Annotated in this window: 25 protein-coding genes; 5 read left to right on the top strand and 20 right to left on the bottom strand. The window is 47.2% G+C overall.

Going from position 1 to position 26,480, the window contains the following annotated elements; translation table 11 throughout:
* The first annotated feature begins 29 nt into the window (after positions 1-29).
* Both FIU82_RS04620 and FIU82_RS04615 read left to right on the top strand, forming a co-directional pair.
* Positions 30-827 (top strand): alpha/beta hydrolase, encoded by a 798-nt coding sequence (locus FIU82_RS04620; RefSeq protein ID WP_172972740.1) that lies wholly within the window; start codon positions 30-32, stop codon positions 825-827.
* A 59-nt stretch (positions 828-886) separates the two neighbouring features.
* Positions 887-1,300: a GFA family protein gene (locus tag FIU82_RS04615; protein ID WP_152440456.1), complete on the top strand. Its 414-nt coding sequence runs from the start codon at positions 887-889 to the stop codon at positions 1,298-1,300.
* Here FIU82_RS04615 and FIU82_RS04610 read toward each other — a convergent pair.
* The 6 genes from FIU82_RS04610 to rluD form a co-directional block, all read right to left on the bottom strand.
* Positions 1,289-1,897 carry a transglycosylase SLT domain-containing protein gene (locus FIU82_RS04610; protein WP_022945765.1) on the bottom strand — a complete coding sequence of 203 codons (609 nt, stop codon included), beginning with the start codon at positions 1,895-1,897 and terminating at the stop codon, positions 1,289-1,291. The genes FIU82_RS04615 and FIU82_RS04610 overlap by 12 nt on opposite strands.
* 109 nt (positions 1,898-2,006) lie before the next feature.
* Positions 2,007-3,596 (bottom strand): glutamate--cysteine ligase, encoded by a 1,590-nt coding sequence (gene gshA, locus FIU82_RS04605; RefSeq protein WP_152440455.1) that lies wholly within the window; start codon positions 3,594-3,596, stop codon positions 2,007-2,009.
* Between the two features lie 60 nt (positions 3,597-3,656).
* Positions 3,657-4,598: an NADP-dependent oxidoreductase gene (locus FIU82_RS04600; RefSeq protein ID WP_152440454.1), complete on the bottom strand. Its 942-nt coding sequence runs from the start codon at positions 4,596-4,598 to the stop codon at positions 3,657-3,659.
* A gap of 116 nt (positions 4,599-4,714) precedes the next feature.
* A complete protein-coding gene (gene clpB, locus FIU82_RS04595) occupies positions 4,715-7,291 on the bottom strand; it encodes an ATP-dependent chaperone ClpB (protein WP_152440453.1) in 2,577 nt (858 codons plus the stop codon).
* A gap of 86 nt (positions 7,292-7,377) precedes the next feature.
* Positions 7,378-8,118, bottom strand: coding sequence for a peptidoglycan editing factor PgeF (gene pgeF, locus FIU82_RS04590; protein ID WP_152440452.1), 741 nt, complete (start codon positions 8,116-8,118; stop codon positions 7,378-7,380).
* Complete coding sequence (gene rluD / locus FIU82_RS04585; protein ID WP_152440451.1) at positions 8,108-9,085, bottom strand: 23S rRNA pseudouridine(1911/1915/1917) synthase RluD; 978 nt, start codon at positions 9,083-9,085, stop codon at positions 8,108-8,110. Before rluD ends, pgeF begins: the two co-directional genes overlap by 11 nt.
* 123 nt (positions 9,086-9,208) lie before the next feature.
* Here rluD and FIU82_RS04580 point away from each other — a divergent pair, with 123 nt between their 5' ends.
* Positions 9,209-9,967 (top strand): outer membrane protein assembly factor BamD, encoded by a 759-nt coding sequence (locus tag FIU82_RS04580; RefSeq protein WP_045978199.1) that lies wholly within the window; start codon positions 9,209-9,211, stop codon positions 9,965-9,967.
* Between the two features lie 61 nt (positions 9,968-10,028).
* On the opposite strand, the gene FIU82_RS04575 is transcribed toward FIU82_RS04580, so the two are convergent.
* Positions 10,029-10,367, bottom strand: coding sequence for a P-II family nitrogen regulator (locus tag FIU82_RS04575; RefSeq protein ID WP_022945250.1), 339 nt, complete (start codon positions 10,365-10,367; stop codon positions 10,029-10,031).
* A gap of 130 nt (positions 10,368-10,497) precedes the next feature.
* On the opposite strand from FIU82_RS04575, the gene FIU82_RS04570 reads away from it, so the two are divergent.
* Positions 10,498-11,025 carry a GspH/FimT family pseudopilin gene (locus FIU82_RS04570; RefSeq protein WP_138547805.1) on the top strand — a complete coding sequence of 176 codons (528 nt, stop codon included), beginning with the start codon at positions 10,498-10,500 and terminating at the stop codon, positions 11,023-11,025.
* 64 nt (positions 11,026-11,089) lie between these two features.
* Complete coding sequence (locus FIU82_RS04565; protein ID WP_172972702.1) at positions 11,090-11,614, top strand: GspH/FimT family pseudopilin; 525 nt, start codon at positions 11,090-11,092, stop codon at positions 11,612-11,614.
* Positions 11,615-11,623: 9 nt separating this feature from the next.
* On the opposite strand, the gene FIU82_RS18785 is transcribed toward FIU82_RS04565, so the two are convergent.
* The 13 genes from FIU82_RS18785 to murJ form a co-directional block, all read right to left on the bottom strand.
* The gene (locus FIU82_RS18785) at positions 11,624-12,091 is read right to left on the bottom strand and encodes a type IV pilin protein (RefSeq protein ID WP_138547803.1); all 468 of its coding nucleotides are present in this window, start codon (positions 12,089-12,091) and stop codon (positions 11,624-11,626) included.
* The gene (locus FIU82_RS04555; RefSeq protein ID WP_152440449.1) at positions 12,091-15,105 is read right to left on the bottom strand and encodes a pilus assembly protein; all 3,015 of its coding nucleotides are present in this window, start codon (positions 15,103-15,105) and stop codon (positions 12,091-12,093) included. Before FIU82_RS04555 ends, FIU82_RS18785 begins: the two co-directional genes overlap by 1 nt.
* A gap of 17 nt (positions 15,106-15,122) precedes the next feature.
* A complete protein-coding gene (locus FIU82_RS04550; RefSeq protein ID WP_138508781.1) occupies positions 15,123-15,605 on the bottom strand; it encodes a pilus assembly protein PilX in 483 nt (160 codons plus the stop codon).
* Positions 15,593-16,582: a PilW family protein gene (locus FIU82_RS04545; RefSeq protein ID WP_138508780.1), complete on the bottom strand. Its 990-nt coding sequence runs from the start codon at positions 16,580-16,582 to the stop codon at positions 15,593-15,595. Before FIU82_RS04545 ends, FIU82_RS04550 begins: the two co-directional genes overlap by 13 nt.
* A 12-nt stretch (positions 16,583-16,594) precedes the next feature.
* Complete coding sequence (pilV, locus tag FIU82_RS04540) at positions 16,595-17,155, bottom strand: type IV pilus modification protein PilV (RefSeq protein ID WP_138508779.1); 561 nt, start codon at positions 17,153-17,155, stop codon at positions 16,595-16,597.
* Between the two features lie 119 nt (positions 17,156-17,274).
* Positions 17,275-17,988 (bottom strand): LytTR family DNA-binding domain-containing protein, encoded by a 714-nt coding sequence (locus FIU82_RS04535; protein WP_171035412.1) that lies wholly within the window; start codon positions 17,986-17,988, stop codon positions 17,275-17,277.
* On the bottom strand, positions 17,966-19,003 hold the full coding sequence (locus FIU82_RS04530; protein WP_138547799.1) for a sensor histidine kinase: 1,038 nt from the start codon (positions 19,001-19,003) through the stop codon (positions 17,966-17,968). Before FIU82_RS04530 ends, FIU82_RS04535 begins: the two co-directional genes overlap by 23 nt.
* Before the next feature lie 14 nt (positions 19,004-19,017).
* Positions 19,018-19,947, bottom strand: a complete 930-nt coding sequence (gene ispH, locus FIU82_RS04525) for a 4-hydroxy-3-methylbut-2-enyl diphosphate reductase (RefSeq protein ID WP_138588775.1) — start codon at positions 19,945-19,947, stop codon at positions 19,018-19,020.
* Positions 19,944-20,387, bottom strand: a complete 444-nt coding sequence (fkpB, locus tag FIU82_RS04520) for an FKBP-type peptidyl-prolyl cis-trans isomerase (protein ID WP_045978213.1) — start codon at positions 20,385-20,387, stop codon at positions 19,944-19,946. The genes ispH and fkpB overlap by 4 nt, the downstream gene beginning before the upstream one ends.
* Positions 20,380-20,877, bottom strand: a complete 498-nt coding sequence (gene lspA, locus FIU82_RS04515; RefSeq protein ID WP_138508775.1) for a signal peptidase II — start codon at positions 20,875-20,877, stop codon at positions 20,380-20,382. Before lspA ends, fkpB begins: the two co-directional genes overlap by 8 nt.
* A gap of 20 nt (positions 20,878-20,897) precedes the next feature.
* Positions 20,898-23,720 carry an isoleucine--tRNA ligase gene (gene ileS, locus FIU82_RS04510; RefSeq protein ID WP_152440448.1) on the bottom strand — a complete coding sequence of 941 codons (2,823 nt, stop codon included), beginning with the start codon at positions 23,718-23,720 and terminating at the stop codon, positions 20,898-20,900.
* 21 nt (positions 23,721-23,741) lie between these two features.
* Positions 23,742-24,695 carry a bifunctional riboflavin kinase/FAD synthetase gene (gene ribF, locus FIU82_RS04505; protein ID WP_045978216.1) on the bottom strand — a complete coding sequence of 318 codons (954 nt, stop codon included), beginning with the start codon at positions 24,693-24,695 and terminating at the stop codon, positions 23,742-23,744.
* A 61-nt stretch (positions 24,696-24,756) separates the two neighbouring features.
* Positions 24,757-26,337, bottom strand: a complete 1,581-nt coding sequence (gene murJ / locus FIU82_RS04500) for a murein biosynthesis integral membrane protein MurJ (RefSeq protein ID WP_152440447.1) — start codon at positions 26,335-26,337, stop codon at positions 24,757-24,759.
* Between the last annotated feature and the right edge of the window lie 143 nt (positions 26,338-26,480).

Genomic DNA, 26,480 nt, shown 5'->3' with positions numbered 1-26,480 from the left:
CCTTGAGTTATTTACTGTATTTTATTCTTATGGTTGCATGCGCTACAGGGCTCGCAAACGAGCCCTTTGAAATACCAAGAAGTGCAGTTATCGAATTAACAGAGCCTGCAAGCAAACGGATATACCCTGTATTTATAAAGCTGCCTCGCTCTTATGCGATAAATAAAGATAAAAAGTATCCCGTCATTTACCTGATGGATGCTTGGTATAGCTTTCAGATTGCTTCAGGTGCTACACGCTTTCCGATGAACAGCGGCACAATGAAAGAGGCTATCATTGTGGGGATATCCTATTCCCGAGGCTCAAAAGGCCCATCTAGTCGAATAAGAGACTACACTCCGGTGCAAGCCACAAACTGGAAGTTTCAAACTGGCCATGCTGATGGTCATGCTAAGTTTATCCGCGAGAGCGTCTTCGCCTATATTGAGCAGAACTACCGAACCCTCCCCTCACAACGCACCTTTGTGGGACACTCATTAGGGGGGTTGTTTGGCGCCTATATCCTGTTCAATTACCCTGATATGTTCAGCAGTTATATAATCGGTAGCCCATCGGTATGGTTTGCCAATAACGATATTTTACACTCATCTGTGATGAAACCTCGTTTACCAACCAAGGTCTATGTATCAGTGGGCAGCTTGGAACAGCCAAAGTATGGAGAAAAGCAGCATATGGTGGCTGGGGCGCAAAAACTAATAGAGAAAATGACCGCTGAATGCGGAAAAAATACGACGATTAAGTTTCGCATTATTGAAGGGGCTAAACACGCGACAGCGTTTCCGAGCACCTTGATCCAAGGATTGGACTGGATTTATGCGCAGCAATAAATGAGCAACTACAGTGGCACTGGCTAAACTTGTAGTAATGAAAACAAAGGAGAAGGCTTATGCAAGGCAGCTGCTTATGCGCACAGGTACGCTTCGAAATAAAAGGTGAGTTCAGTCATTTCTATTTATGTCACTGCAGTCACTGCCGCAAAGACAGTGGCTCGGCGCACGGAGCAAACTTGTTCTCAAACTCGGCTACACTCACTTGGTTATCAGGTGAGCCGTTGGTAAGACATTACCAAATCCCACACAGCGCTCACTGCAAAAGCTTTTGTAGTCGGTGTGGCTCGGCATTACCCATGTATCAACAACAAGGGGACTTACTCGTTGTTCCTGCAGGCTCGCTCGACGATGACCCTAATATCAATGTCACAGCACATATTTTTTACGCCGATAAAGCGCGCTGGGAGAAGGGCTTTGAAGATATCCAGCGCTTCAGTGGTGCTCCTAAGTTGCAGCAATCAGAAGAATAAGCGCTCAAACCAGTTCTTATCTAACTCCTCTTCGCAGCGCTTAAGCTGAACCGCATAACGGCTGGCACGACGTTTCACTTTATTCGCGGCGCGCATTAACCAAGCCTTACTGCGATAGGTGCCGCGTTTATAACCGCCCCACCCTTCGTGATAGTTAAGGTATTGAGCATACGCATCCCACTTCGAAATACCGTTAATTTGATGTGTTTTCCACACAAACCACGCCATAAAATCGATTGCATCGTCAAAATCGTCACGATCAGCGCCGCCGTTATCGGTTTCGCGTGTGTAATCTTCCCAGGTCATGGTCTTTGCCTGTGAGTAACCATAGGCGTCACTGGCACGACCTGTGGGGATGATCCATAAGAAATATTCCATGGGCGGGGCAGCATCATGACGAAAGGAGCTTTCTTGATACATCATCGCCATTAACACATGTTTAGGTGAGCCCCAGCGCTCTTGTGCGTCCTTGGCATCAAAATACCAATCTTCTTTCTCTTCAAAAATCTTGCAGATATCATCGGGTTGCTTAGGTGGCGCGGTCGCACATCCAGCAAGTATAAACAGGGTAAAAATAAGCGATAAATTTTTTTTCATTTATTTTGAACTTAATCCGCAAGCCTTAGTCTGAACTTATGAATGCAGCAGTTTAGCATTGTTTCATCCCTGTAGAATAATTTGCGCGGCTACCTTAGCCGCGCTTTTTTTATGCTTCTACCTTTTCCACCGCAAAGTATTCATCTAAAAAGGCTTCAAAGCTCACAGTGTCTTCTTGCTCCACCTGCTGTTGTGCCTTAACCGACAGTTCGGCTTGCTCAGCTAAATGTGCGTCGTCAAAGCATTGGTACTGCCACTGACTATGAGCGTCGCTGTAACGTTGTGCCAATTGCAAGGCAAACTGACCATTGTCAACATCATCACTGAGTAACTGTTGTAGGTAGCGCCCTGATATGGTCTTACTAGGATCGCTCACCCAGCTCTGTAGCTCAGCAATGGTATGCTGATAATCATCACTGCCATGCGCTTGGTCCATATAGTCAGCGACTTTTGCAAGGTCGGTAAAAATATCCTCGGCCCATTGCTGCAAAGAGACAGACTCGTCACCGCGTTGCAACTGCAATTGCGGATCGCGACCTTGATTGACTACCCGATCGAGGTTCTCTTGTGTCTGACCTTGCTCCTGCCAATCCATGTGCGGCGATGCCTTTAATAAGCAGTAGGTCAAAAACACATCCAAGAAACGAATTTGCGTTAAATCGATGCCGGTATCCGCAAAGGGGTTCACATCCAAAGCGCGAATTTCGATGTATTCAATGCCGCCGCGCAATAACGCCTGCGTTGGCTTCTCGCCAGAGCGAGCATTGCGTTTCGGGCGAATAGGCGAGTAAAACTCGTTTTCAATTTGCAGAATATTTTTATTTAATTGCTGCGGTTTTGGTGCATGGTAATCATTAAGATGCTGGTACAACTCAGAAGGTGAGTTGATCGCGCTCTTTAAGCCAGCAACATATTCCTCCAATGAGTTATACATTACCCGCAAGCTCGATTGGGCGCTATTAGTGTAACCCAAATCACCCAAACGCAGAGCTGTGCCATGCTCAAGGTATAGGCTACCTTTACCAAGCTTTTTAAACGGTAGTGAGGTTTCTTGCCCTTCTAAAAAGGAGCCGCACAATGCCGGTGAAGCGCCAAATAAATAGCTAATTAACCACAATTCGCGTTTAAAGTTACGAATTAGACCTAAGTAATTGTCGGAAATAAAAGACTGTAAGTCACCACTTTGCCCAGCTAAACCCTGCAAGGTTTGCCAAAACGTTTGCGGGTAAGAGATATTGAAATGCACCCCGGCTATGGCCTGCATCATACTGCCGTAGCGGTTTTTTAACCCCTCTCGGTATAGCGTTTTCATACGACCGACATTGGATGAGCCAAATTGCGCCAACGGGATTTCATCTTGGCTTTGGATATAACACGGCATACTCACCGGCCACAATAATTCATCTTCGAGTTGCGCAAGAGTGAACTTTTGTAGGTCACGCAACTGAGCCAATGTTTCCTCAGGATCGGTGCTTATTGGGGTAATGAATTCAAGTAAAGCTTCAGAAAAATCGGTGGTGATCATCGAGTTGGTTAAGGCACAACCAATCGCCACTGGGTGGGGCTTAGTCGATAACCCGCCGCTGCGATTGGTACGCAGCGCCTCGCGCTCAATACCCCGAACAATGCCGACAATTGCGGCTTGATTTTCAGCGGACGACAATTCGCTAAGACGCTGATTTAATTGTGTACAAGTCAAAAAATACTACCTCTAGCCAAGCGGCTTAATTCTGTTGTTATGGGGTGCGCTGCCAAATACTCAAGTCCAAGGCAGTAAAATAACTTTCTCTTTGCTGCTATTTTGCTCTAAACGCTGATGCGCCATGCCCGCTGCCGAGAGCGGCATAGTGCAGTGATCCAGCTCTAAGTGACCTTGGCGATACCACTGATAAATACGTTTAAGCTGGGCATTGTTTTTAACCACCAGCACGGCGCATGCAGTCACTCCTTGCTCATTGGCCGCAGCAACAATCTCTTTTTGTGACAATGTCGGGATGGTGACTACACGACTGTGCGCACTTAATCCTTGTAAACAACGCTTCCCGACCTCCAGGCCCACAACATCGAGCAAATAACCCTTACGTTGCTCAGCCACAAACTGGTCATAACTCATTTGCTGAGCGCAAGAAGCGACACTTTTTGGCAGCTCACTGCGGCTAATAGCAACAACCTGATACCCCATTCGCGCGGCAATTTGTACAGCTAACGAGCCGACTGTGCCATTAGCACCATTAATGTAAATGGGCTGACTTTTTGGACAGGCGAGCGCAGAGAGCGCTTGGAAGGCCGTTAACCCTGCCAAACACAGACCGGATAGCACCACATCTTCATTCACCGCATCGACTTTAATGAGTTCGTTTTCACGGGCCAAACAATACTGTGCATAGGTCCCTGGCTGGGTGGCAAAGCCAACCATACCCATTACCTTATCACCCTTTTTAAGCGTTTTTACCGCCTCACCACAGGCGACCACCTCGCCAAACAGATCATAGCCTAAGCTCATAGGCAGGTGATGTTTGTTTTGCTCTGCCGCAAAGCCGATACCAGCGCGTGTTTTTACATCAATGGGGTTAATAGCGGTGCTCAGCACCTTGATAAGTAACTCATGCTCACCGGGCTTTGGCCGCGATAGGGTCACTGGTTTTAGCACCCCTGGCTCACCAAAAGCATGAATGACCATGGCTTGGTATCCGTGTTCCATAGCTAACACTATTGTTGAATGATTGCTCCTAAACCTATATTGACATTACCACTGCATGGACACAATAAAAAAGGCGACAAATTATTGCCGCCTTTCGTATGAGTTATAACTGACCTTTATTTACAGCTAAATAAAAAGCCTTGCTCGTCAGCATCAATGGAAATCAAGTTACCATCAGCCAACTCCCCCGCCAACAGTTTCTGTGCCAGTGGGTTTTCAATGGCCTGCTGGATAGCCCGTTTTAGAGGTCGAGCACCATAGACCGGATCGAACCCACCCTCGGCCAGCTTAGCTAATGCCGCATCGGTGATTTCCAATAGGTAGCCTTTTTCAGTGAGCCGTTCGTGCAACTTCGCCAACTGAATATCAGCAATCTGCTTGATGTGCTCACCGGCCAGTGGATGGAATACCACGGTTTCATCAATACGGTTTATAAACTCTGGCCTAAATTGCTGCGCCAGTACCATCATCACTTTGTCTTTCAATGTGGCGTAATCATTATTCCCAGCTTGCTCTTGGATCACATCCGAGCCCAAGTTAGAAGTCATAATGATCACCGTGTTTTTAAAGTCCACGGTGCGCCCTTGCCCGTCAGTGAGACGACCATCATCCAATACCTGTAGCAAGATATTGAATACGTCTGGATGCGCCTTCTCCACTTCGTCAAGCAGTACCACCGAGTAAGGACGACGGCGCACAGCCTCGGTGAGGTAGCCGCCCTCTTCATAGCCAACATAGCCCGGAGGCGCACCGACCAAACGCGCCACTGAATGTTTCTCCATAAACTCTGACATATCGATACGAACCATGGCATCTTCGGTGTCAAACATCAGTTGCGCCAATGCTTTGGTCAGCTCGGTTTTACCCACCCCTGTAGGGCCCAAGAATAAGAATGAGCCTATGGGTCGATTGGGGTCAGCTAATCCTGCGCGAGAGCGACGGATGGCATTGGCAACAGCGGTGACCGCTTCGTCTTGGCCGATAACGCGCTGGTGCAGCTCGTCTTCCATCTGCAGCAACTTCTCACGCTCGCCTTGAAGCATTTTCGCCACTGGAATGCCGGTCCAGCGTGAGAGGATCTCGGCAATCTCGTCTTCACCAACTTTATTGCGCAACAAGTTCATGTCTTGCATTTCAACTTGCGAGGCAAGGTCTAATTTGCGCTCCAGCTCGGGAATTCGGCCGTACTGCAGTTCTGACATTCGCTGTAGATCACTAGCTCGACGTGCGACCTCTAAGTCCAAACGCGCTTGCTCGAGCTCCGCTTTAATGACTTGAGTGCCTTGCAGCGAGGCCTTTTCCGCATTCCATACTTCGTCCAACTCAGCATATTCACTTTCCAGCTCTTGGATCAGCTCCTGCATTTCCTCACGGCGCTTTTGGCTGGCCTCATCCTTTTCTTTAGCTAAGGCATTGTCTTCAAGTTTCAACTGAATGATCCGCCGCTCAAGGCGGTCCAACTGCTCTGGCTTAGAGTCAATTTGTAAACGAATGGAAGAGCCCGCCTCGTCTATTAAGTCGATGGCTTTATCGGGCAATTGCCGGTCGCTAATATAACGGTGCGATAAATTCGCCGCTGCAACGATCGCCGGATCGGTGATTTCCACAGAATGGTGCAGCTCATAGCGCTCTTTTAACCCACGCAAAATAGCAATGGTGTCTTCAACACTCGGCTCATTTACCAATACCTTTTGGAAGCGACGCTCTAGAGCCGCGTCCTTTTCAATGTATTGACGATACTCATCTAAGGTTGTCGCCCCAACACAATGCAATTCACCTCGTGCTAGCGCCGGTTTCAGCATGTTCCCGGCATCCATGGCGCCGTCGGTTTTACCCGCACCAACCATAGTATGAGTTTCATCGATAAAGAGGATCACTTGCCCCTCTTCTTTAGCCAGCTCGTTGAGGACCGACTTAAGACGCTCCTCAAATTCGCCACGGTATTTAGCTCCGGCCACTAAGGCGCCCAAATCCAGCGATAACACGCGCTTATTCTTAAGGCCCTCAGGAACCTCACCGTTTACGATACGCTGTGCTAGGCCCTCAACTATCGCCGTTTTACCAACGCCCGGTTCACCAATTAACACCGGGTTATTTTTAGTGCGCCGTTGTAACACTTGCACGGTGCGACGGATTTCCTCGTCACGACCAATAACGGGATCAAGCTTGCCTTGCTCGGCCCGCTCGGTAAGATCGATGGTGAATTTCTCAAGCGCCTGACGAGTATCTTCAGCGTTGGGGTCATCCACTTTTTGCCCGCCGCGTAGTGCGTCTATGGCTTTTTCTACCTTACCTGTGGTGATATTTAGAGCTTTAAAAATCTCTCCTAAAGGCCCCTTATCTTCACAGGCAGCCAGTACGAACAGCTCGCTGGAAATATATTTATCTTTACGCTTTTGCGCATATTTGTCGCATAAGTTCAGCAATGACACCATGTTATTGGACAACTGCACGTCGCCACCGACGCCCTCCACTTTAAACAACTTCTCAATTTCTTGAGAAAGCTTGGTGTTGAGCTCATCGGCGCTGACGCCTGCTTGCGCAAAAAGAGCACGCACACTCGAGCCTGTTTGCTGCAATAGTGCGTACATTAGGTGCACGGGTTCAATAAATTGATGATCGCGACCGAGTGCTAATGATTGAGCATCGGAGAGCGCTTGCTGAAATTTGCTGGTAAATCTATCTAAACGCATCTGTTTGTTTCCACTAAAACTTTAATTACCTATTTAATGGGTGCTAGCGCGCGTTTGATCAAGTTATACGGTTAAAATTTTGGTGATTATTTGCGCCAGATCACACTGGCCATACGACCGGTTTGGCCATCGCGTCGATAAGAAAAGTAGGTATCGGCAAGGGTATAAGTGCAGGCATGAGCTTGGGTGACATTACTCACACCAGCTCGATTAAGCGCAAGCTCGGCTAATAGTGGCAAGTTGGCAAGAAATTTGTCGCCATGTGCTGTAAAGCCCTGCTGATAGTCGCCGCTGTGAGCGCAAAATTGGCTTTTAACCTCATTCCCGACCTCGAAGGCTGAGGGCCCTATAGCAGGCCCAAGCCAAGCATGAATATCTTTCGCGGGGGTGTTAAATAAGGGTAACGCCCGCTCGATGATACCTCCGACAAGGGAGCGCCAACCACAATGCAAAGCGGCCACTTCAGCGCCATCTTGGCTGGCTAGTAAAAGCGGCAAGCAATCAGCAGTCATAATAGCCAAAGGCTGCTTTGGCAAGCGTGTGAACAGGCCATCCGCTTCGATTCTAAGCTGTTCACTGTACTGAGTAACACAATGAACATGGGTGCCATGTACTTGGTTTACATAACAGGCAGGACGCGGCAGTTGGCTGTTGAGCACAGCGCGATTGGCGAGCACAGCTGACTCTTGGTCGCCCACATGCAGCCCCACATTGAGGCTGCGATACACGCCCTGACTATACCCGCCTTGGCGGGTGCTTTGCAGCACCCCTACCAGGGACTCATCAGCGCCCCAGGTTGGGGTATAAAATGGTGTTTTAGAGGTCATCGTAGCCGTTGGCTTCGGTGTCTTGGCGCAGCGCTTCGGTCAGCGCCACCATGTCCTCAGGGACTGGGGCCTGCCAACGCATTTGCTCACCGGTGATCGGGTGTGCTAACTGCAACTTAATGGCATGCAAAGCCTGGCGTTTGAAGCCTCGTAAGATCGCCATAAACTCTTCACTGGCATACTTAGGAGGACGTGGGCGTCCGCCGTAAAAGGGGTCACCAACAAGTGGGTGACTGATATGCGCCATATGCACACGGATTTGGTGGGTACGACCCGACTCTAGGCGCAGCCGTAAGCGTGTATGAGCGCGGAACTTTTCCGCCACACGGTAGTGCGTCACCGCTGGCTTGCCAAATTCATTGACGGCCATATGCGTACGTTTAGTGGCATGACGACCGATGGGCGCATCGACCATACCGCCTGCGGTCATAGTGCCATAACAGATAGCTTCATACTCACGGGTGAAATTTTCACGTTTTTGCAATGCCGCAACCAAATGCGTTTGTGCTGGCAAGGTTTTCGCAACCACCATCAACCCTGTGGTGTCTTTATCAAGACGATGGACGATACCCGCCCGAGGGATATTTTCAATCTCTGGACAATGATGCAATAACGCGTTTAACACTGTGCCATCTGGGTTGCCGGCACCAGGATGGACCACTAAGCCCGCAGGTTTATTGATCACCAAAATATCGTCATCTTCGTAGACGATATCTAAAGCAATATCTTGTGCTTCATATTCTCGCGGCGCTTCAATTTGCGCGTTGATCTCTACGTGTTCACCGCCCAACAGCTTTTCTTTGGGGGTGTTTAAGGTGAGGCCATCAACCTGCACCATGTCATCGAGAATCCACGTTTTTATTCGTGAGCGCGAATAGTCCGGGAACAATTGCGCCAAAATTTGGTCTAGACGTTTACCGCCTAGTTCCACGGGGACCTCTGCACTGAGGGAAATTTGTTCTGCCATAAGCAAGTTTTACCTAATTTACCAGTGCAAGCTCTGCTCGACTGGGTTAGAATCGCATAATTCGCATAGTTTACTCGGTTTTACCTACTTGGCCTAGCCGAAGACAACGAAGGTACCTAATTAATGATAAATAAAATAAGTAAACGGGCACTTGCAGTCGTATTTACGGCCTCCTTACTTAGCGCATGCTCATCCGCGCCAGAACAACAAGAAATTGAGCGCGTACCCAACAAATCCGCACAAGCTTTGTATGAAGATGCACGCGAAACCTTAGATTCAGGCTTATATGCCCGGGCAATCGAGCTACTTACCGCCATTGATTCTCGCTATCCGTTTGGCCCTTTCTCTAAACAAGTGCAAATGGACTTAGTCTATGCGCATTACCAAACTGGCAATACAGAGCAAGCTTTGGCCACTATTGACCGCTTTATTCGCTTAAACCCGAACCACAAAGACTTAGACTACATGTACTACATGCGTGGCTTGGTCAATATTAAGGCCGATAAGAATGCCTTCCAAGAATACTTTGGTGTAGATCGAGCCGATAGAGACGCAAAACGCACTCGAGTGGCCTATAAAGACTTATCAACTCTAGTCAACAACTACCCTGACAGCAAATATGCACCTGAGGCAAAGCGTCGTCTTGCTTGGCTACTCAACCGCATGGCTCGCAACGAATTGAAAGTGGCACAGTATTATTACGAGCGTGAAGCTTACCTGGCCGCAGCAAATCGCGGTAAGTACGTTGTTGAGCATTTCTCACAAAGCAGTTACCTTGAGCCTGCGTTAGAAATGATGGTGAAAAGCTACGAAAAACTTGGCTTACCAGATATGGCTGAACATGCCCAACAAACCCTTGAGGCAAATAAACGCGAACGCTAAGTAACGCACACATAAAAAAACCGATGCTGTGAAGGCATCGGTTTTTTATATTTATAAGTTATTAAATCGCTTCTTCGTCTTCCTCTTGCGTACGGATACGTACCACTCGCTCGACTTCCGTCACGAAAATTTTACCATCGCCTATTTTGCCGGTTTGTGCGGTTTTCACTATAACTTCGATAGCACGCTCGACATCTTCATCGGCTAGCACGATATCGAGCTTCACTTTTGGTAAAAAGTCGACCATGTACTCGGCACCGCGATAAAGCTCAGTATGGCCTTTTTGACGACCAAATCCCTTAACCTCACAGACCGTCATACCGGTGATACCAACTTCTGAAAGGGCTTCACGGACGTCGTCTAACTTAAATGGCTTGATGATGGCTTCTATTTTTTTCATGACTTTTTATATTCGCGATGACAGATGCGCCGATTTTAGTCAATTGTGAGTGTTGAAGCAAACACCCAAGGGGTGACTAATGCGTTAATAGTGTTAAAATTAATATAAATACACAAAAAGGATTACAGCCATGAGCAACAATACTCACCGGCAAGCAGGCTTTACCTTATTGGAACTGATGGTAACAGTCGCTATTGTTGCTATCGTAGCATCGATAGCGTTTAGTAACTCAACAGATATGCTCGCTAGAGACCGAGCCGAAAACCACCTCTTCGAGTTAAAACGACAACTCATGTTTGCCAGAGCCAAGGCAACCTCAACAGACGCGACAGTCGTAGTCTGTCCGCTTAATGGCGCTAACTGTACCAACGATTGGCAGAGCAATACCGTTGCAATCTTTGTAGATGATGACAACAACGGCCAGTTCGGTGGTAACGATACTCTACTTAGAGAAATGGAGACGGTTCCAGCAAACGATACTCTGGCATATTCTGGCAATAGTCCAATTAGCTTTGATGCCACAGGAAGAGTTGGCTTGAATCAAAATGGAGATTTCGCTTATTGCCCAAATACTGGAAATGATTCAGAACGTTCATTAACCTTGACTCAATCCGGTACGACTCTCTATAGAGGAGCTACCACGACTGGTTGTAGCTAATCCTCAGAAGTGATCTATCATTATTAATTACTGATGGATAGATGGTGCTTCAAGGATGAAGCTAATGACACTCTTTTACTCGTTGCCCCTGAGCAATTTTCAAAAAGGGACGACCCTTTTAGAATTGATGACTGTTGTGGGAATCGTAAGTATTATCTCCGCCCTCTCTTTAACCTCATTAGGCACAATTATTGCCAACAACCGAAGAGATAACACCCTTCATGAATTAAAAACCACCTTAAACTACGCGCGAATATACGCTATTAAAAGTAATCGCTACGTGACGCTATGCCCTTATAACGGCTTTAAATGCGCGAGCCATTGGGACGGCGATATTGCTGTATTTATCGATAAAAGTAATATCGGTGATATTGATAACGAAGATACTCTCTTGCGGGTACTTGAGGGTCACAATGATGGTCGACTAAGTTACCAAAGACACTCTCTAACCTTTCAACCGGATGGCATGGTCTATGTCTTAGGTAGCGGCAGTTTTAAATACTGTCATGAGCAAGAGGAAATACAAGATAAGCGGATCACGGTATCACAAATAGGCCGGACCCGCTTAAGAGACTATAATAAGTGTTGAGTGAGCCGGCTAGTTACCCCAGCACTCATCTATCACTGCCGGAGCTGTAGAGGCGGTAACACCTTTTCTTCCCGTATCAGTAACGGTAAAGCCGCCACACTCCGAGTCTTGCAGCGCTGGCCCCGAATTTGGTGTAGCTGTGACAGTAAACGCTTGGGCACCGTCTCTGATTTGTACTGCAAGTGTATAGTAGTCAGACTCGGTGAGTGCATTGACACCGATACCCGCCAAATTGTTGGTATAAACGCGGTTGTCTACATAAAACTGCTCTAACCTGTTAGCCGTCTCCAACACTGAAGTCATCGCTTCTGTTCTCGCAGCCTTACGCACATGCTCGACGTAGCTTGGGTATGCCACCGCAGCCAAGATCCCGACGATTGCTACTACAATCATAACTTCAATAAGTGTAAAACCGAGCCCTCGATGTAAAAGCGCTGAATTTTTATCCACGACAGTATCCTTAGTAACTTTATTCATTAATTATCCCTATTATCTTCGAGACGATAAATATAAGTTTGTTGAGTTTTCAAGCTAATACCCGCTGGCGAAGTATAGAGTTCAATGTCATCGCCATTAACAACAGGGGCTGGGCCTTGGACTTTTTTCGGCTCTATAACGTTATTCTTAGTCACGATTCTTGCCTCGGAGCCACCTTTATCATTTTCCATCCACACCACTGTTGGCGTATCAGGAATTGAGTCTCCTGCAGGGATTTTCAGATTGTTATACACTTTCGTCCCATAGTGTAAGTGAAATGCATAAATACCGCCTTCACCACCACCTAAAGAACATTGGTTTTCCGTACTATCTTCTGAACCAGGAATAAAGCTACTGAAATAAGCAACCCCACCCACAACCGTTGGTGCGGCCAAAGACTTCTCACCGACACCGAGACTATAGTACCAACCGTCAAAGCTATTGCCGAGCTCGTATTCAAGTTCCATAAAACCCTCTACATCATCGAGCTTAGCAGCGAACTTGTCATCATTAACGTTCATTAAATCGCCAAACGTCACAGGCGCCGGAATGTTCTCTTTAAAAGACTGCGTAATCACATTCTCATCGCGGATCATAAACAGCATGTCACTGACCGATGTCGCCAATGGCTCTGGGCGGTTGCCACTGCCCAACAAAATCGCATCATAAGGCGTTGATTGTCTTGTATAACTTGTGGTTGTTTTACCATCTTCTTCTATCTCAGTTGAAACTACTTTGCTGAAATAAGTTCGTGCTACCATAGGTTTGTAGAAGAAACGACGGTCACTCCCTGCGGTCGCACCACCTAAAGATGCGAGTTTAAAGTGTGTCCACGGTGTTTCACTGCTTGATGGATCATCACCTGGCAAATCAAAACGCCACACGTCACCACCTGTATCTGAGGCATAAAAGCGATCGACATAGCCATCATAATCGGAGTCTAAGTACGAAATATTTGAGGCGATACTGTGACTACCAGTGAAACCATTCTTCGACGTTTTCTTCCAAACAAGTTCTCCTGATTCAGCATCAACGAGGAAAATGCCTACTCCTTTCGAGTCAGGAGTACGGGTAACATTGTCTTTATTAGTGTCATAACCCGCACCAAATGCCAACAGTGGCCGTCCTTTGTATTGATTATGATTCACATATACCACTTCCATTCGCGACCACGACTGCCCCATTTCGGCAAAGTCGCTATCTCCTGATGAAATGGTCCAAAGCAACTTTGGTTTATCCTTATTCGATAGATCCAGCGCATAGTAGCTACTGCCACCTCGGCGCATGCCAAAAAATGCCCAAACTTTGTCGCCATCTTCAACGACACCGTTACCGTTTTTATCATCAAAGTGGACAGATATTGGCCCATCCATTCCATACAGCTTACCAGTATCATTGTTTTTTAACGGCTTGATGATGTCGAATAGTTCTGAGGGGATAAACGCCCAGCTCTCGCTCACGGTGTTAGCTTGCTCATCGTCTTTAAACATATGAACATAACCAGCATTAGTACCTACTAAAATACGTACATCACCGCCATAGTCTATCGCTACAGGCTTAGAGTGAAGTGGGTCACCCATGATAGCGTCGCGTTTCTCGGTCACATCTCCGTCACTGTCATCATCAAATGCATCCTCGCCAAGAGACCACTTGACCAGATTTTTGACCTCTGGATTGCTAGAAGCGCCAAAGAGGTTTCTTAGTGCTTTTCTGCCCTCAGACTTACCACCTAGCGCGTCGCGCATCTCTTGAAAATCAAAAGATGTTAGTCCTCCACCGGTGTCAGTATAAACTGTTCGGCTGCTTGCTCTAACCAGCGCCCCATTGACTCCGCCGCGATGCACTACAGCTCCATCATTTTCTTCGCCATCGGGTAACCAATAAGTTCGGGCATTTTTCTTGAGGGTGCCCGTCGTATCATCTAGTGCACTGACTTTATTAGAGTCTAAAACATCATCGCCGTTTACTTTTAGTTTTTTAAGGTTACCTGACCAACGTGTTCCTTCGTCAGGATAAAACATGGCGTAGTACAAAGAGTCGCGACTGCGCGTTCTGTCGAAGTTATTACTGGCGATAGCTGGTGAGGTAAAAGTATCGTTTACCTCTCGAATTTTGTTTATTGTATTTTCTAGCGCCTCACTAAGCTTATCACCGGTTTCGGCGTGTATATATTGCCCACCACCTAGTTTAGCTGTCTGCTCTAGTAATTCTTTACCCTTATCGGACATCCCGTTACCAAAACCTATGGTATAGGTTCGGGCAAAGTCTTTTACAGTAGAGGTAGCAGTGTACAAATCGATATTGATATTTTCATCAGCATTATCCGAGCCAAGCCCATACATGGACTTCGCGAGTATATGCAGTGAACTGTTGTGCAGCTCATTGGCCTCATACCCGAATATCCCTTCATGAAGTTCCTCTATGACACCGTCTCTATCATTATCACTGGTTGGGTCACCATCGGTCATTAAAATCATGTTAATGGAATTATCACAGCGAGCGTCTTTATATTTAGAGAATGGTGAAACATAGTCGTCGCCTAACTCTACTGAGGTATCACGATCATTTGTCCAACGTGCTTGATCAACCTCACCGCCTGTTAAGTAACGATAGGCTTCATACAAGGTTTCTTCGATAGGTGTATTGCCACCAGCTGTTAAGTCATCTATTTCATCTTTTATTTTAGAAGCGCTTGAACCCAGCCCTGCGAGCACATAACCACCGTTACTTCCTCTTAAACGCATTAAGCCAAAATCGATATCTGTTTTATTCTTCTCCACCAAATCTGAAATAGCGGTTTTGGCAACATCCATACGGCTCGTACAGTTACTACAACTATTCCCGGTTTGCGCATCTCGTCCCATACTTCCCGAAGTATCGAACACAACAATAACTCTCGGCTTTTCCTCTGTTTTCACATTACTGTTAACGTAGAGTTTGATATCTTCAGCCTGAGCGCTTTGGCTTACAGCCATTAACGCTGCTGCAATACCACTGTATTTAAATGCTTTCATGATCCTTGCCCTCTCATCTACTGGGTCTTATTTACATCAAGTAGCTCTTGAGCTATACCGCTTGAAAGGGCTACGTTATGAGAACTCTTACCACCATAATCTAGCGTGGTGTCTAATTGCATTATGTTGCACACCACACCCTCGGTGTAATCGAACCTTCTGGGACAGTTAAGCGTTGCCGGCCCTGGGTTCATATTTGTCAATGTTGATGCACTGGCATTTCCCGCCACGTTCAGCTGCACAACGTCATTGCTTTGCGCAAATTGCGCTAAAGTCCATAAAAAACGGCTGTTAGTTCCTCTATTTACTTCGCTTGCAATCGCTGCCTCTACTTCACCCATCAACTGATGGTCAGCACGCTCTCGCTCTTGTGCCGCATTGGTCATTTTGATGTCGATGCTAGAGCTACTCATCAAGGTAACTGCAATACCGGTGACAGCCAGCAACATAACCAATGCTGCTACAAGCACAACTCCTTGCTGTTTTGCTATATGGACCATAAATTTGCTCCTACATTTCTAAGCTGTATCGTTGAAGTAAATACTGCACGGCGGAAATTATCATCAAAGTTTAAAGTTCGCCCATTTGCTCCACCCAGCTGATAACTTTGGTTCACAATGTTGGCACCGGGGTCAGGTTGCAAAGCTCGTACAAGTACATTGAGTTGAATGGTTAACACTTGGACCCCTTGTTGAGCCCAATCAGCTAACTGCATCTGGTTGGCATTTCTATAACTGTCTACACGCTGATCGCCATTGGTATCTAGGCCGAAGTTTAAGTAGATGTTTTCTACCCCCTCCATCACTGTTTCAGCTCGCATACCCGCTGTAGTCAAACGCCTGCGCATCAGAACTGGCACTGTCAGGTTATTTCCGTTAACGACAAAGGTTTGCTCGTCAACATAGTAGATATTGTGCGCATAAGGCCAAATTGTCGCATTGGGTTTAGGCAGCACGCCTAAGGCACTGGTCGTAAATTGCGCCTCATTATGTGCCGCTACGAAGTAATATCTATTCGGCTGCATGGCAGCAGGCAACGTATTATTGCCCTCCAAGCGTTTGATTTGGATAATATCGGAATTGTCATTTGGCGTGGCCAAACAGCCAAAGTGACCAGCACCTGTTGAGGTTAGTGCAAATATAAATAAGAAAGGGGCGTTAGAGCCATCAGGAAATGAACCATTATTCGGCCCACCGACACACTCAGCAGGAGGTGGAGGCAAGGTTTGAGTATTACTTGGAGTTATACTTTTTTCATAAAAAGTTCCCCAAAAACCTGCTTGTTGAATATCACTGGAGATAATATCAAGAGCGAGACGCCCTGTTTCTTGCAGCTCACCAATAGCCATAGTGTCATTAGTGGTGGTTTTCATTCCCACATAGGTAAACATGACACCTGCAAGGATAACCGCCCCTACCAATAAAGAAACCATCATTTCTACGAGCGTAATACCTAACTGTTTAGTTTTTGATTCCATTGGTAATCCTCCTTAAGGTGCTCTTAGATGTACTGAACTGTTTAGCACCAGTGCTCGGCGCTCTGCATTATTGTCGCCACAGTCTACACCACCAGTTTGCCCGCCGTTTAGAGCCTGGCGACCTTCCCATGTAACAACAACGGTTAGTTGCACCTCGCTGGTAACAGCGCCGTCAACCCGAGTAGGACTGATACAAACCACGGCATTATCTAAAGTGCCGCTGTTTTCCCTTGCCCGAATCGCCCGTTGCCATTGAGCGCGATCGAAAGCAGCCAACTGATCGGGTGTGCAAACGTTATTCTGACAGTTTGCAGAAGCGTCTATAGTTTCTGTGCTATTGAAGTTGAAGTTGTAGAGAGCATCAGCGTTATTTACATCATTAGCTCGTATGCGTTGAATAATATCATTGCCTAGCGCCAACGCTGCGGCTCGCTGCATCGAATCAAAGCTAGCTTGTTTTGCTTTGGCTTGAAGTGCTACAGCGCCTAACAGGCCAACACTTAACACAATAAACGCAATTAACGCTTCAATAAGCGTAAAGCCGTGTTGAGAAGAAGGTGAGGTATCTGACATTTGCCTATCCGTTACTTATATCATTAGTAACAGTTTACTAACTTAGCACTACGAGACAATAACAACGGTAATAAGCGGTTAAATTTAAGGAATAAATGGTCTGTAACGTGTCAGCCAGTTTAAGCGATGTGTGCTCTTACGGCTTTTAACGCTCGCCGGGAGATGGGTAAGTGTTTGTCGGTACTGCGTAATATTGCACAGTAGTTATCTTCTTTGAACTCAATTCCGACAATTTCGTCAAGGTTTACAAGTGCGTGTCTGTGAATACGAATAAACTTATCTTGTAAGCTTCTTTCTAATTCTTTTAACGGCCTATCTATAAGACCTTCTACCTTTTCCTTGGTAACCAAGGCTGTATATTTACCGTCGGCATAGAAATAACTTATGTCATCAACGCCAACACGCACTAACTTATTCCCTAGCTGATAGCTCACGGTTGTCAATGATTGTGTGCTTTTCTGCGCCCGGTTTACTTTACTTACTTTGGCAAGCACATTGTTTAAGAGCTCCAGCTCCACCGGTTTTACTAGATACCCTACAGCTTGCAGATTCACAGCGGCTATTGCATATTCACTGTAGGCGGTTGTAAATATAATCGCCGGCGGCGTAGGCATGGCTGATATTACCTCAGCAGCTTCGATACCATTCATTTTTGGCATTTCAATATCTAAAAAGACAATATCCGGATGGTATTTGTGCACTAGGGCTAGCACCTCATCACCCTGCTCAGCCTCAGCCAAAATGGCTATATCCATTGCACATTTAGTCTCAAGAAGGCGACGTAATCGAGAGCGTGCAAGGGGTTCATCATCAGCTATGAGTACTTTGAGCACGATATTCATCCTTAGGAATAACCAGTTTGACTCTATATACACCATTTCGTTTATGGTGGTTTAGGAGCGCTCGTTCACCGAATTTCAGCCGTAGCCGATCAGTAATGTTGTTAATACCGATACCATTGCTGTTACTGTTTTCGACACCTTCTGCGATACTGTTTTCAACAATAACGGTGATAGATCTATTTGTACTGACCGCTTTGACTACGATCAACGATTCATTATTACTACTTCCTAAACTGTAATAAACCGCATTTTCGAGAAGAGGCTGCAGCGTTAGACATGGTAAATCAATATCTTCTATTCGCGTTGGTATTTGCCATTGCACATTTAAACGTTCACCAAAGCGCCACTTTTCAAGGCTAATATACTGTTTGGCTAACTCCACCTCAGCCATCAAAGAACTATCTTGCCCTACTCGCATAGCTGCTTTTGATAAGCTAGCTAAAGCCATGGTTGCCTCTTCAGCAGCTTCAGGGCTTTGGTGAGTAAGCTCAGCAATGCTATTTAGTGTATTAAATAAAAAGTGAGGCCTGATTCTAGCTTGAAGAGCATCAAGCTTGGCGTTGATAAGTAAGTTTTCAGCTTTAGCTTGCTCGCTGTGAATAGCCATGAACTGGGTATACAAAACAACCACTATAGCAGCGATTATACAGTTCGATAGCATGAACCATAATGACTCATTTACATCAAAGAGGCTGTGCTCAATAACAATCCAACTCGCTATAGCAGTCGCAGATATTACGACCAACAACACTAATAAAGAAGAGTATTTACTCGCTACTTTTTTTGAGTGTGGAAGTGATAGATACAGTATGCTTAAACTGGCAGAGGTGATAAGTATGATGAAACAGCTGACTTGCGCCAGCCCCAACCAAAAATTTTCCGTGTGGGGCAGGCTCAAACTAATAATTAGAGCAAGGCACTGAGCAACGATCAAAGCCGCGAGAATGCCTCGGTCTTGGCATAAGGCTTCCAGTAAAGCGTGAGTTTCTTCAGTTTGCTGCTTCACTGGAGTAACCCCTATTATCGTAGCTCGGCCGGTACAGCAAACACGATGTCTTCTTCACGCCCGGGGTTTTCCGTGACTTGCTCACCACCTGCACACTGCAAGTGAGCAATCACTTCTTGTACTAACACCTCAGGTGCTGATGCGCCTGCTGTCACGCCCACAGAATCAATGCCCTCAAGCCAGCTCGCATCAATGCTGCTGGCATCATCGATAAGATAGGCTTTGGTGCCCATCTTACTGGCAAGTTCCCGCAACCGATTAGAGTTTGAACTGTTTTTCGCACCAACAACTAATAAAACGTCAACCTTATCAGCTAAGTCTCGCACTGCATCCTGACGATTTTGCGTGGCATAACAAATATCGTCTTTTCGCGGGCCGTCTATATCTGGGAATTTAGCCCGCAGCGCATCAATCACATCAGCAGTATCGTCTACCGATAACGTGGTTTGACTACAATAGAACAAGTTGCTTGGGTTTTTCACCTCAAGCTGAGCGACGTCCTCTGGAGTTTCGACCAGATAAATCCCGCCTTCGGGATTATCATATTGCCCCATGGTGCCTTCTACCTCAGGGTGGCCATGGTGACCAATGAGAATACACTCAATCGCTTTGCGTGATGCTCGCGTCACTTCCATATGCACTTTGGTGACTAATGGACAGGTGGCATCGAATACTTTTAACTCGCGACGCTTGGCCTCTTGGCGCACGGCTTGGGAGACGCCGTGAGCACTAAAAATGACGATGCTGTCGTCGGGCACTTGATGCAGCTCTTCAACAAACACGGCACCTCGGTTTTTTAAACCATTAACCACATATTTGTTATGCACGACTTCATGACGCACATAAATTGGCGCCTCAAAAATATCCAAAGCCCGCTCAACAATACTGATAGCCCGGTCGACGCCAGCACAAAACCCACGCGGGTTAGCAAGCACTATTTTCATGGGTTTGTGACCTCCAAAATTTCCACTTCAAAGGTTAACTTTTGCCCGGCTAACGGGTGGTTAAAGTCAATAGTGACCGACTCGCCAACCACTTCGCGAACAACACCAGGAAGTTCAGTACCATCGGGCTGAGTAAACGCAATAATGGCACCGACTTGAGCCGGTGCATCACTGCCGAATTTGCTTCTATCAACATGATAAATATTGTCAGGGTTGGGCTGGCCAAAGGCATCCTCTGGCTCAAGCTCAAAGCTTTTCTCATCACCAGCCGACAGCCCTAGCAAACATTTTTCAAAGTTTTCCGTTAAGCTGCCATCGCCCATGGTCAGCTTAGCCGGCTTATCGTGCACTTTAGTAGAATCCGCTGCAGAGCCATCGCTGAGCTTGATAGAGAAATGAAAAACAACCTCGGAATTGGCACCGATCACCATGTTACTCATGGGCCTGCTCCTCTTTACTGCTGGATTTAAAGGCATCGAATAATAACAGCGCCGCACCAATACAAATGGCGCAATCGGCAATGTTAAACGCGGGATAATGCCAGTTTTGATAATAGACATGGATAAAGTCGATAACATACCCATAGTGTAGTCGGTCGTAAAGGTTACCAAGTGCTCCCGCGAGCACCAATGCATAAGCACTGCCGAGCAGCTTATTGGTCGCTGGCAAGCGCTTTAGCCACCATACCAGCAGCACCGAGATAGTCACTGCAATGGCACTTAAGAACCACCGTTGCCAGCCGCCGGCATCACTGAGAAAACTAAATGCGGCACCATAATTATGTACATAGGTAATATTAAAAAACGGCAAAACATCAATGCTTTCCCGTAACGACATAGCGCTGACAACCCAAGTTTTAGTGCCCCAATCGAGCACTAAAACCAGCGCTGAAAGCGTCAGCCATATAAGCCCACTTCGCTTTGCTAACACCTTCGCTCCTTACTTACTGCTTAGGCAAACTGGCGTGTTTCGCCATCGCCCTCAACGTTAGTTACGCAACGCCCACACAGATCGTCATACTTATCGTGGGTGCCTACATCATCGCAATAATGCCAACAGCGCTCACATTTGCTCGCCGAGGTCGCCACCACTTGTACGCCAAGCCCTGACAGCTCTGAATCCGCAATCTCTGCCGGTTTAGTACTGAACGCTTGCACCGTTACTTTTGATGTTAACAACACAAAGCGCAGCTCTTCACCCAGGGCATCCAGTGTTGCTTTTAACGTATCGTCGGCATAAAGCGTTACCTCAGCTTGCAAGGTGGCACCGATAATGTCTTCTTTACGAGCATTTTCCAGTACTCGGTTCACGGCATCACGCACTTCTAATACGTGTTGCCACTGCTCATCAGTGAACTTACCTGATACCGCCTGAAGGCCGTTATACCACTGTCCGGTAAAGACAAACTCTTCGCGCTCACCGGGCAGTGCCTGCCAAATTTCCTGCGCAGTAAAGCTCAGAATTGGCGCCATCCAGCGGGTCATAGCCTCGGCAATATGGTACAGCGCACTCTGACACGAACGACGCGCATGAGAATCAGCCTTTGCCGTGTACTGACGGTCTTTAATCACATCCAGGTAGAATGAGCCGAGCTCTCCGGTGCAGAAGTTCATCAGTTTTTGCGTTACTAATAGCAACTGATACTCGTCATAAGCCTTAATGAGCTCTTCTTGTAGACTGGCAGCGCGAGAAACAATCCAGCGGTCTAGTTCAACCATCTCTGCCACCTCAACAAGGTCAGTCTCAGGGTTAAAACCATTAAGGTTGGCTAACAAGTAGCGGCTGGTATTTCGGATACGACGATAACGGTCCGCCGAGCGCTTGAATATTTCATCAGACACGGTCATCTCTGCGGTGAAGTCACTCGAAGCCACCCATAGACGCAAAATATCCGCGCCCATTTTATTCATCACGTCTTGCGGTGAGATAACATTGCCCAAAGACTTTGACATCTTGCGGCCTTTTTCATCCACCGTGAAGCCGTGGGTCATTACTTGGCGATATGGCGCGTGACCATGAATTGCCACACTGGTCATCAGAGATGACATAAACCAACCACGGTGTTGATCTGAACCCTCAAGGTAAAGATCGGCAGGGCGCGTCAGTTCGTCACGTGCATCAATCACGCAGGCATGGGTTACGCCAGAATCAAACCACACATCTAAAGTATCTTGTACCTTCACGTACTGCTCAGCATCATCACCTAATAAGGTCTGTGGCTCTAAGTCGTACCACGCCTGGATACCGTCTTTTTCTACTAGCTGCGCAGCTTGTTCAATCAATTCTGCGCTGTTAGGGTGCAAATCACCGGTGTCTTTATCTACGAACAAGGCAATAGGTACACCCCAAGTACGCTGACGTGAAATACACCAATCCGGGCGCCCCTCCACCATATTTTCAATGCGGCTTTCACCCCATCCTGGTAACCATTGAGTCTTTTTAATTTCGGCAATAGAGTCTTTACGCAGGCCGGCTTTGTCCATTGAAATAAACCACTGCGGTGTGGCGCGGAAAATAATGGGGGTTTTGTGACGCCAGCAATGCGGGTAGCTATGCTCAAGGGCATGGTGATGCAACAACGCGCCTTTCTCTTGCAACAGCTCAATCACATTAGGGTTGGCTTTAAATACGTGCTGACCGGCAAAAATAGGGGTGTCTGGCAAATAAACGCCGTTTGCACCCACTGGGTTGGCTACTTCTAAGCCGTAGGCTTGGCCTGCGACATAGTCTTCTTGACCATGGCCTGGTGCGGTATGAACAATGCCCGTACCTGAGTCGGTGGTTACGTGATCAGCCAAAATAACAGGTACATTGATATCAAGGAACGGATGCGCAACGCTCAGTTTATCAAGCACTTCACCTTTGACATAACCCAAAGTGTGATAGTGCTTAAAGCCGAAACGGTCCATGCAGTCTTTGACCAACTCTGAGCCCAGCACAAAGCGCTGCTGTTGGCCTTCATCTTCGACCTGCACTAAGGCATATTCCAAATTCTCATGTACGGCAACGGCGCGGTTTGCCGGTAGAGTCCATGGCGTTGTCGTCCAAATCGCCGTGGCTACTGGACCATTTCCTTGATGGCCCTGTGCCAAATCAAAGGCGCTAACAATGGCCTGTTGATCGACGAAGGTGAATTTCACATCGATAGCCGGTGACTGTTTATCTTGGTACTCCACTTCGGCTTCCGCCAACGCTGAACCACAGTCGGTACACCAGTGCACCGGTTTCGCCCCTTTATGCAGGTGACCTTTATCGATAATGCGACCTAGGGTGCGAATAGCATTGGCTTCGAAATCATAGTTCATTGTTAGGTAAGGCTTATCCCAATCCCCTAACACACCTAAGCGTTTGAAGTCAGTTTTTTGGCCGTCTACCTGTTTCGCCGCATACTCACGACATTTTTGGCGAAATTCCGCCACCGACACTTTTTTGCCTGGCTTACCGACTTTCTTTTCTACCATCAGCTCGATCGGTAGACCGTGACAATCCCAGCCAGGAATATAAGGCGCATCATAATCTGAAAGCGTCTTAGACTTGATAATAATGTCTTTAAGGATTTTATTAACAGAGTGACCTAAGTGAATGTTACCGTTCGCATAAGGAGGGCCATCATGCAAAATGAAAGACGGCTTACCTTTTTTTGCTGCACGAATTTTGCCGTACAAGTCTTGCTCGTACCATTGCTTAAGCATGGTTGGTTCGCGTTTGGCCAGGTTGCCGCGCATGGGAAACTCAGTTTCCGGTAAATTTAAGGTATGTTTATAGTCGCTCATTAATCCTACTTTCCGTTCCGGCTACAGACCGCCGCTGACATCTGCGGTAGTCGATAAAGTAAAAAACTGTTTGGCCTCGATAATATCTTGATTAATTTGCGCCACCAAGGCATCAAGACCATTGAATTTGTGTTCATCGCGCAGCTTCGCTTTAAGCTGCACTTCGATAAATTGCCCATAGATGCTTTGCTGGAAGTCAAACAAGTGTACCTCCAACAAGGCTCGGGTACCGTTAAAGGTGGGCTTATTGCCCACATTCGCGACGCCGTTATAAGTGTGCGTACCCACTTTGGCTTGCACCGCAAAGACACCGCTGAGCGGACAAACTTGCCGCTTCAGAGCCACGTTGGCCGTTGGAAAACCAAGCTCTCGGCCTTTTTTCCAACCGTGAATCACGCGTCCGCTGATGGCGTAATCGTGACCCAGCATCGCTTTAGCCAGCTCTAAGTCACCGGCTCTGAGCGCTTCACGAATAGCCGTACTGCTGACTCGCGCATTGGCCTTTTTAAAACTCTCGGTGCTTTTCACCGCCATACCGGCTGTTTCACCCATGGCTTTGAGCAACGAGAAGTCTCCACTGCGGCCTTTGCCAAAGCGGAAGTCGTCGCCCACAGTGAGTGCTTTCACGCCAAGCTTTTTAAGCAATACTTCGCTAACAAATTCAGCTGCACTTTGGCTGGCAAAGCGGCCATTAAAGCTCACGCAGACCACCCGCTCCACGCCCAGTTTAGCGAGTAAGGCAAGCTTATCACGTAGTCGAGTCAAGCGTGCCGGAGCCCGTTCTTTTAAAAAGAACTCTTGCGGCTGCGGCTCAAATAACATCACGGTGCTGGGTAAGTTCAGCGCGCTAGCATCACGCAATAAACCTTTTATCACCTCTCGATGACCCAGGTGCACACCATCAAAATTGCCTATGGTGAGTACACAGCCATGATGTTGGCTTCGAATATTGTGGATCCCGCGTATCAGCTCCATTTCTAAAAGGCCTTGTTTTACGCACTACGACTGACGAAAGTGCTCGATTATAATCTTTTTTTTAATGTGATTCAGTAGTTGCCACGTTTTTTATCATACTTGGGCGCACGCCCATAATGAATAGCACGCCAAAGTAACAACTCATCGCCACAAAAATCAGTCCTGCCAACAAAGCGATTTGCTCATGAAAAGGCCATTGCTGCCACATAAACTGGCTTTGTAAAGCATATACCGCCGCCCCCATACAGGCAGTAGCAAATAAACATTTGCCAGTAAAAATGACACTGGTTTTTGAAAAATGATAAACCTGCTCTTTAGCCAGCTGTCGATATAACAATAGTGCGTTACAAGTCGCAGAGAGTGCGGTGGCCAGCGCAAGGCCCAAATACCCAATAAACGGGGCTAGCAGTAAGTTAAATACCATATTCAAAACCATGGCGATAATGCCGATGCGCACCGGAGTGCGGGTATCCTGACGAGCATAAAAGCCCGGCGCTAATACCTTAATCAGCATAAAGCTGACCAAACCAACGGCGTAGGCGGCCACCCCCAAGGACACTGCGCGGACATGATCCACCTCAGCGCTTGCGAACGCACCGTGGTCAAATAACACGGTAATAATCAACGGGCTTATTACCATCAGTCCTAGCATGGCAGGCAACCCTAGAAAGATCACAAAACGCACTCCCCAATCTAAGGTGTGCTGAAAATCAGACCCCTTATCACCGGCGTGGAGTTTAGATAAGGTCGGTAAAATCACCGTGGCAATGCCAATGCCGAATAAACCTAAAGGAAATTCAATGAGCCTGTCCGCGTAGTACAACCAGGCGATGGAGCCAGTCACCAAAAAAGAGGCAATCACGGTATCGAGAAAGAGGTTGATTTGCGACACCGATACACCGAATAACGCTGGGATCATCAGTTTTCGCACTTTGACCACGCCAGGGTCTTGCCACCCCCATCGTGGTTTCACTAGCATTTTGGCGCGGTATAGAAACGGTAACTGAAAGGCTAATTGCACCGCCCCACCAATGAACACACCGATAGCTAAAGCGTAAGCTCCAATGCTGACATACTGATGCAAGTATATAGCGCTGCTGATAATGGCGACGTTCAACAGCACCGGGGTGAAGGCCGCCACCGCGAAGCGGTTATACACATTCAATATGGCGCCACTGAGCGCGACCAGCGAAACAAAAAATAAATACGGGAAGGTCCACTTCAACAGCGCCGAGGCTAAAATAAATTTATCGCCCTCACCTGTGCCTTGGTACCAATCAACAAACCACCCAGCACCAAACAGTGCGGCGATTATGGGCGAACCTATCACACCAACAATGGTCACCACCAACAAGATAGTGCCTAAGGTGCCTGCCGCCCGCGCCACAAATAAGCGCACGGCATCATCACCTTGCTGCTCCTTGATTTCACTGAGCACTGGCACAAAAGCTTGGGCAAAGGCCCCTTCTGCGAATAAACGGCGTAAAAAATTGGGAATGCGATTAGCAAATAAGAATACGTCGGCAGCCGCATTAGCTCCTAAAAGATTTGCCACAACGGCGTCACGCACTAAGCCCAGTACGCGCGATATCATGGTCATGGCGCTGACTATCATGCCAGAATGAAATAAACTGTTAGCCACATATCCTCACTGAGGCAAACGATAATGGCGGCATTATGCCAACAAATAGGCAGCGAATACAGCGCTGGTGGTTGCCTAATAGCTTTGCTATAATCCGCCGAGGTCAGAGGCCTAAACTGCAATAACAGACCAATCATTTATTT

It is taken from the genome of Pseudoalteromonas sp. THAF3 (genome assembly GCF_009363775.1).
In the GTDB taxonomy this organism is placed as follows: Bacteria; Pseudomonadota; Gammaproteobacteria; order Enterobacterales; family Alteromonadaceae; genus Pseudoalteromonas; species Pseudoalteromonas ruthenica.
Note: the sequence above shows the minus strand (reverse complement) of the source record. Positions and strands in the feature narration are given on the sequence as shown.